Origin of the sequence: Bacteroides sp. AF39-11AC, assembly GCF_003474285.1 — a bacterium.
GTDB lineage: Bacteria > Bacteroidota > Bacteroidia > Bacteroidales > Bacteroidaceae > Bacteroides.
In genome coordinates this window covers 1-4,201 of the sequence record NZ_QROH01000025.1, presented here as the reverse complement: position 1 = coordinate 4,201, position 4,201 = coordinate 1, and the positions used below count along the sequence as shown (strand labels likewise).

The window sequence follows — 4,201 nt, the reverse complement described above, 5'->3', positions numbered from 1 at the left end:
ATCGTGAAAGTATTTTTTTAAGTTCGGTGATTAGTGCCTGATTCTCTTCAAATACCTCCCGGTACTGGCGACCACCGAAGTAGTTGTTCAGCCGTTGGAGCGTTCCTTTCAACTGGGCTATGTCCCGGAGAAGCTGCCGTTCCTCCTCGGTGTACCTTTCCCTTGGGCGACCTCCAAGGGACAAACTCCGGCAATACTCCGATGTGCTCATGCTACATCGGGCTGCCTGCTCCGCAAGTGCCAGCTTTTCATACCGGGTACAGCGGAATGTAATCTTTTCGTTCCGTCTTACTTCCATGTCACAAAGGTAATCTTAAAATCTTTTTGAGCAAAGCGAGAAAAGCAAGAATTGTCCGACAAGGACACTTCTTGCTATATATACACATGCCGCATGGGAATACATCCATGCTAACCGCCCGGCAAAAAGCCCCGGCGTGTTAGAAAATCCCCCCACAGCCTAACAATTTCTACCCCATTTCTACCCAAGGGGATTACACGCCGCAGAAGTCATCCGGGAACATGTCTTCCAGTTCGTCCAAATCAATGGCTTCTTCTTCGGACACCTCCACCCATTCAACGTTTTCTTTCCCTCTTATCGCACATGAGTACATCTCGGCGGCGGCAAGGTTAGAGAACACCTCGTGCATAGGCTCGCCGTTCTCTAACCAGTAAACACAATATTCGACCATAACAGTTTTATCATTTATCGTTGTAATGCCCCTCTACCTCCAAAATATAGACCTCTACCACTTCCTCGTAAATGTCATAGATTATCCGGTCATGGGCGGTGATGTGTCGAGACCATGTAATATCCCCACCGCCCCTTAACGCTTCGGGATGCCCAAGCCCAGTCTTAGGGTGCTCTAACAATTCTTTGTAGATTTTCTTATACTTCTTGAACAAATTGGGGTTTGATTTCTTCCATTTGGCAATCACCTTATCCACCCCGTCGGAAACCCTAATTGTGTACATCATAGACTGTCGAAATAAGCGTCAATATCCTCACTGCTTTTGAGGGTAACACACTTTCCGGATTTGATTTCTTCCCTTGCCTTGTCAATCCTTGCTTGCAGCTCCGGGGTTATCATCAAATCTTCACGACCAACTTTTACCAAAGCGTAAATCTCGTTTTTCCTGCGAATTAGTACCTGCTCGCCATTGTCAGCTTTGGTGAAAGACGCTGCGAGGTTGTTTCGGTATTCTCTTACTGATAATGCTTCCATATCTGTTTGCTTTTAAATTCAGCACAAAGATAGCTATATTTCAATAAAATACAAACTTTTTGTACACAAATGTGTACACGCCATAAAAAGCCGCTCACAGTCCTACCGCCCGTTGGTTGGTTTTGCTTTGCTCTTTTTCCCTATTGTTTTTCTTTTTCCGACAGTAAATCAGCCATTTAACTCTATAAATTTCCCTTGTCTGTTATAAGCATCGTCTGTAATATGCTCTATCACTTCTTCGCAAATACCCATGAATAAAGGGATTAAAGCATGAGTTTCCCTACATTTTGGGAGTTTTAATCCTACACTTTGGGAGTTTTTCACCTCACTATTCCCTACACTTTGGGAGTTTTACCCTTCTTTTTTTGTTTCAATGTAGGTTTTATGTATATTTGCAGCAAATCAATCGCTTATGAAAAAGAAACTACCTATTACCAAAAACAAAGATGTTGTTGTTTCATGGGTATATACATGGTCTAAACAGCAAGATATGTCCATACACGAACAAAGAATAGTACTTCGTATCTTGGAAGCATGCCAGGCAGAATTGAAAGGGGTAAAGCTGAAAGATTATGCAGGTACGAAACGCAAATTTGAGCATGGACTTTGGGATGTTGATGCACAAATGCATGTCTCGGACGTTATTTTTTCCGGACGTGATTACAATGAAATCATAGCCGCACTCGATTCTTTGGCAGGACGTTTTTTCACTTACGAAGATGACGAGGAGTGGTGGAAGTGCGGATTTATATCTAATCCCAAATATAAAAAACACACTGGCATTATAACCTTTCGTGTGTCTAATGACCTTTGGGATGTGTTTACCAAGTTCGCCAAGGGGTACAGAGAGTTTGAATTAAACAAGGCTCTTGCGCTGCCTACCGGGTATTCCCTTAGGTTTTACATGCTAATGAGTGGGCAAGTGTACCCTTTGGATATATCCCTTGACAACTTGAAAGACCGCCTTGGCATACCAGCGGACAAGTACAAGGACAAGAACGGAAAAGATAGAATTGACAACTTCGAGGAAAGGGTTTTAAAACCTGCAAAGGCTGCGCTTGATGAGAGTTGCCCATACACTTTCAACTACGTGAAAGTGCGTGAAAACCCAAACAACAAACGTAGCAAGGTGACCGGATTTAGGTTTTACCCGGTCTATCAGCCACAGTTCAGGGATGAAGAACTGGAAGGGAAAGAATTGCAGGCAAAGGTTACAGCACGATATCAGATAGACAGCCATGTATACGAGTATCTCCGTTATTCCTGCGGTTTCACATCGGAAGAGATAAACCGGAACAAAGAGACATTCATAACGGCACAAGAAAAGATAACCGACCTTATCGGAGAACTGGCTCTCCTAAACGGAAAATCACGAGAAAAGAACAATCCGAAAGGGTGGATTATAAACGCCCTTAAAGGGAAAATCAAGGATAAGTAACAGGATTACCCGGCTGAAACACTCCGGGTAATCTTGTCAAATCAGAGGAACGATTTCCATTTCTACACCAAGTTCTTTCATCTGCTGTTGTATTTCCTCGCTGCTTAGTTTCTCTTTCGCCAGTGCAAGCCCATGAAAGGCGTCCCAGCCTGCCGGCTTCGAAACGATACTACCGTTTAGGACGGCATGGGTGATTTCGCCGCCGGACTTCGCACCCTTGTTCAGTATGAAGAAGAACCGGGGGTCTTCGTGTTCCGTTGTTCCCATAATTCGTAAAGTTAGAGTTTATTTGTTTCCCTTTTGTTCCCTTGCCTGCTCTTGGAAGTATTCATAATACTGCTTGTAGTTGTCCCGGTCTTTGGCTGCATCCGTCCAAAGATAGCACATGAAACAAGCGAACAATAGGGAGATAACAGCACAAAGGATTGAGTAGAACGAAATCCGTTTGTCCACATAACCGCCGTTTTTCATTCTGTACCCCTGCCGTTCAAAGTCCGACAATACGTTTTTTAGGCGATTTTCGGCACTTTCGAGGCTTTTCCCGTCTATTTGTACCTTTCGGGATGTTGCATCCTCTATGCGCTTTGTATAGGCTTCAATACGTCCCATTTCTTGAAAAAACAGTTCTATCGCAAGCTGCGGGTTAACCTTTGGTGCTGTGTCTTTTCTTTTCCGGGGGCTGTACTGTCCCTGCTTAACGGTGGAAGCTGCCGCTTCCGGGTGTGAGTTTGTTTCCATGAGATATGTTCATTGAGTTATATTTCAGTTTGCTTTGTGTCCGCTCGATATGGGCGAGAGTGTAGCCTTTCCCTATCTCGCTCGCCTTATACTCCGTACCGCTTCGGGCTGTGACGTAGTAGCCGTTAAGTTTTCCGGTGCTTGCCCTGGCTTCCCGAACTTTAAAACCTCTCCTACCAAGTTCTTCCTTGAATTTAGTCAAGTCAAAGCCCTGCATCTTCTTCAAGACGTCGTCCATGGCTTCCTTGATTTCCGCTTTGTTGGCTTTGCCGATGTCCTGCGACTGTACAAAGTTCCGTTCCTTGGCTATGGCGTTGGCGGCTTCCGTTGCCTTTTTCCCTATCCAGTTATCCCGGTACAGTTCCCCGGAAAGGGAAACCCGGTTTGCCAGTATATGCAGGTGGGCTTGTTCTTTTTTGCTCTCCGTACCGCTGTGCCGGATGATGATGTACTGGTGGTTCGCCAGCCCCATGCGCTGCATGAAGTCGTTACCAAGTTCCGCCCAGTCCGCATCCGTAAAGGTGGCGCTTTCCTCTATCGAAGGACTGACCTCGAAACGTAGGCAATTGTTTTTTACGTTCGGAAAATCAGCGTGGTATGGTTTCATTTCCTGTACCATTTCCGCACCCGTACACCCGTAAAGTTCATGCCGGGCTATCTCGATGGCTGCTGTCTGTCCGTCTATCTCTTTGGCAAGGTCATACTCCAGTGCAGCCGTACCATGCGATATGCTCTTTCCTTTCCCTATCATCGTGAAAGTATTTTTTTAAGTTCGGTGATTAGTGCCTGATTCTCTTCAAAT

At 45.1% G+C, this 4,201-nt stretch carries 8 protein-coding genes; 1 reads left to right on the top strand and 7 read right to left on the bottom strand.

Going from position 1 to position 4,201, the window contains the following annotated elements; translation table 11 throughout:
• The 4 genes from mbpA to DW036_RS25230 form a co-directional block, all read right to left on the bottom strand.
• On the bottom strand, nucleotides 1-298 hold a 298-nt coding region (gene mbpA, locus DW036_RS25245), incomplete at its 3' end, for a mobilization protein MbpA (RefSeq protein ID WP_005683055.1).
• A gap of 193 nt (nucleotides 299-491) precedes the next feature.
• Nucleotides 492-689 carry a hypothetical protein gene (locus tag DW036_RS25240; RefSeq protein WP_005683054.1) on the bottom strand — a complete coding sequence of 66 codons (198 nt, stop codon included), beginning with the start codon at nucleotides 687-689 and terminating at the stop codon, nucleotides 492-494.
• A gap of 10 nt (nucleotides 690-699) precedes the next feature.
• Complete coding sequence (locus tag DW036_RS25235) at nucleotides 700-975, bottom strand: type II toxin-antitoxin system YoeB family toxin (protein WP_004327436.1); 276 nt, start codon at nucleotides 973-975, stop codon at nucleotides 700-702.
• The gene (locus tag DW036_RS25230) at nucleotides 972-1,223 is read right to left on the bottom strand and encodes a hypothetical protein (protein ID WP_004295507.1); all 252 of its coding nucleotides are present in this window, start codon (nucleotides 1,221-1,223) and stop codon (nucleotides 972-974) included. Before DW036_RS25230 ends, DW036_RS25235 begins: the two co-directional genes overlap by 4 nt.
• 412 nt (nucleotides 1,224-1,635) lie before the next feature.
• Here DW036_RS25230 and DW036_RS25225 point away from each other — a divergent pair, with 412 nt between their 5' ends.
• Nucleotides 1,636-2,661, top strand: coding sequence for a replication initiation protein (locus tag DW036_RS25225; protein ID WP_005683051.1), 1,026 nt, complete (start codon nucleotides 1,636-1,638; stop codon nucleotides 2,659-2,661).
• 36 nt (nucleotides 2,662-2,697) lie between these two features.
• Here DW036_RS25225 and DW036_RS25220 read toward each other — a convergent pair whose 3' ends face one another.
• Genes DW036_RS25220 through mbpB form a run of 3 tightly spaced genes read right to left on the bottom strand, consistent with a single transcriptional unit; the run spans nucleotide 2,698 to nucleotide 4,150 of the window.
• On the bottom strand, nucleotides 2,698-2,928 hold the full coding sequence (locus DW036_RS25220) for a hypothetical protein (protein WP_057251052.1): 231 nt from the start codon (nucleotides 2,926-2,928) through the stop codon (nucleotides 2,698-2,700).
• 18 nt (nucleotides 2,929-2,946) lie between these two features.
• Nucleotides 2,947-3,399: a mobilization protein MbpC gene (gene mbpC, locus DW036_RS25215; protein ID WP_005683049.1), complete on the bottom strand. Its 453-nt coding sequence runs from the start codon at nucleotides 3,397-3,399 to the stop codon at nucleotides 2,947-2,949.
• Nucleotides 3,356-4,150 (bottom strand): mobilization protein MbpB, encoded by a 795-nt coding sequence (gene mbpB / locus DW036_RS25210; protein WP_005683056.1) that lies wholly within the window; start codon nucleotides 4,148-4,150, stop codon nucleotides 3,356-3,358. Before mbpB ends, mbpC begins: the two co-directional genes overlap by 44 nt.
• Between the last annotated feature and the right edge of the window lie 51 nt (nucleotides 4,151-4,201).